Annotated in this window: 1 protein-coding gene and 1 pseudogene; one reads left to right on the top strand and one right to left on the bottom strand. The window is 65.2% G+C overall.

What is annotated here, in order from left to right:
• Nucleotides 1-315 precede the first annotated feature (315 nt).
• The gene (locus tag Q4E95_RS11575; RefSeq protein ID WP_303383452.1) at nt 316-1,926 is read left to right on the top strand and encodes a GMC family oxidoreductase; all 1,611 of its coding nucleotides are present in this window, start codon (nt 316-318) and stop codon (nt 1,924-1,926) included.
• 145 nt (nt 1,927-2,071) lie between these two features.
• Here Q4E95_RS11575 and Q4E95_RS11570 read toward each other — a convergent pair.
• Nucleotides 2,072-2,749, bottom strand: a pseudogene (locus Q4E95_RS11570) (alkene reductase); the annotation flags it as partial.

Below are 2,749 nucleotides of genomic sequence, written 5' to 3'. Positions count from 1 at the left end.
GTCACGCCACGCTGGCCGAATGGCGGCGGGACCACGAAGAGTTCTGGGCCGCCAACTCCCCCGCATGGCAGCTTGATGACAGCGCTGCGGTGGTGATGCAGGAGTTCCGCGTGGTGGAGCATTTGGAGGCTGAGTAGAGCCCACGTCCACACATCAGGGGCCGTTAGAACCCTTCCCACCGGGGAAAGAGGTTCCAACGACCCCTCAGGTGTCAGGAGCGGTTCCCATGGCACGCAGTGGTAGCTCTGCACGGATCACCAACACTCATGCGCCCTCCACCGAGACGCAGCTCACATTTGGGCGCATAGTGTCCTCATGGCACACACGAATTCGAACACCTCCGACCAGCACACCGTGGTGATTGGCGCAGGCACGGCAGGATCCATTGTCGCGGGGCGGTTGGCCGCGGCCGGCCACGCCGTGACTCTTCTGGAGGCGGGCGGGCAGGACACCAACCCCGCCATTGCCGAGCTTCCCCGCCTGGGCGAGCTGTGGCACAGCGCCGAGGACTGGGACTACTTCACCGTTGCGCAAGAACACGCCTCCGGCCGGGTCATCCACTGGCCACGGGGCCGGGTCCTGGGCGGTTCACACGCTTTGAACGCGTCCATCTGGGTTCGCGGCAACCCACTCGACTACGACGATTGGGCCGCGGCAGGCTGCGACGGGTGGTCGTGGAGCGACGTCGGCCCCGTTTTCGAGGCCTTGGAAAATTACGACGGCGCCGCGTCACCCGAAAATCGCAACCCGCGGGGCGAGGACGGCCCGATTCCCGTGGTGGGTGACTACGAACGCAGCCCGATCTTCGAGTCGATCATTGCCGCGGCGGAGGCCGTGGGCGTGGAGTTCAATCCCGATTACAACGGGGACCGGCAGGAGGGGGTTTCCTACGAGCAGCTCACCATTCGACATGGAAAACGCTGCACGACGTACACGTCGTACGTGAAGCCGCTGGTCGGGAGCGGGCGGATCACGGTTCGCACGGGCGCGATCGTGGAGAAATTACTGATCGAGGATGGCGCGGCGGTCGGCGTCGAACTGCACGCCGGGGACAACCGCGAGGTCGAGGGTGTGGAATCGGATGACCCCGCGGCCACGGCAAACGGTTCCGGCGAGGTGATCCGTGCCGATCAGGTCATCCTGTGCGCCGGCGCCCTGGACAGCCCCAAGATTCTGCTGCGCTCGGGCATCGGCCCGGCCGGCCACCTGCGGGATGTGGGTATCGAACCGGTCGTGGACCTCCCGGGCGTGGGTGAGAACCTGCATGATCATTTGCTGCTGCCCGTGATTGCGGAAGCTACCACCCGGACCATTGATCACCAGGTCGATGAGCAATCCGTGTCGCAGACACACCTGTTCTGGCGCTCGGATTCAGAGCAGGATCGGCCGGACACCCAACCCATCCACTTCTGCGTTCCCATGTACGACGACGACATGACCGGACCCGCCAATGCCTTCACACTGCACAGCGGGCTGGTCCGGCCATACTCGCGCGGAACCATCCGCCTGACGGGACCCAGCAGTACGGATCCCGCCGAGTACGATCCGCAAATTTTCGCGGATCCGCGGGACCGGGAATCACTGCGAGCCTCGTTCCGCCAGGCCAGGGACATGGTCAAGGCCGCGCCCTTGGCCGAGGGCTGGGGAGCTCGAGAGATTTGCCCCGAGTCCGATCTCGCCACCGAGGATGAAGAAAACGCCTACATGGACCGGGCAGTGACGACCTACCACCACCAAGTTGGCACCTGCAAAATGGGCACCGACCCGATGGCGGTCGTGGATCCGGCAACCCTCAAGGTGTACGGGGTGGAGGGCCTTCGTGTGGTCGACGCCTCGATCATGCCGGCCGTGACCACGGGAAACACCAACGCACCCTCCGCCATGATCGGCGAGAAGGGTGCGCGGATGCTGCTGGGTGAGGAGTAGGCCGCACCTCATGCCGCGTTAGAACCCCCGAACACACATCAGGGGCCGGTGGAACCCCTCCCACCTGGGAAAAGGGTTCCACCGGCCCCTGAGATGTAGGCAACCGCTCCAACGGCCCACCGCGTGCGCCTGCAGAAACCAGAGCCTACTGCACCGCCACCTTCGCGAACGGGTAGTCGGTATAACCCCGGTGGTCACCGCCGTAGAAGGTCTTGCTGTTCGGCTCGTTCAGCTCCAAGCCCTCGCGCCAGCGCTCCACGAGATCCGGGTTGGCGATCAACGCGCGACCCACCACCACGGCGTCGGCGATGTTGTCCTGCACGATGTGCTCGGACTCTTCCAGGTCCGTGTGCTCGCTGAACCCGCTGTTGAGCATGAACGGACCGCCGAAACGGGTGCGCAGATCCTGCACGAACGAGCTGTCGATGTCCTTGTACAACATGGACAGATACGCCAGACCCAGGTCCTGGATGCCGTCGACCAGGGCTTCGTACGTGGCCACGGCGTCAGCGTGATCGGCCTCGACCGCACCCTGCACGTTGTGCTGCGGGGAGATCCGGATGCCCACGCGATCGGCACCGATTTCCTCGACCACCGCGCGCGTCACCTCGATCACGAAGCGCGCACGGTTCTCCGGGGAGCCACCGTACTCATCGGTGCGCTGGTTGGATGCCGGGGTCAGGAACTGCTGCAACAGGTAGCCGTTGGCGCTGTGCAGTTCCACACCATCGACACCGGCGTCCACGGCGCGGCGGGCGGCGGCCACGAACTCATCGCGCACGCGCGGCAGGTCCTCGAGTTCCAGGGCACGCGGCTCCGGAGT

This window comes from Kocuria sp., assembly GCF_030536815.1.
Lineage (GTDB): Bacteria > Actinomycetota > Actinomycetes > Actinomycetales > Micrococcaceae > Kocuria > Kocuria gwangalliensis.
This window is presented reverse-complemented; position numbering and strand designations above follow the sequence as displayed.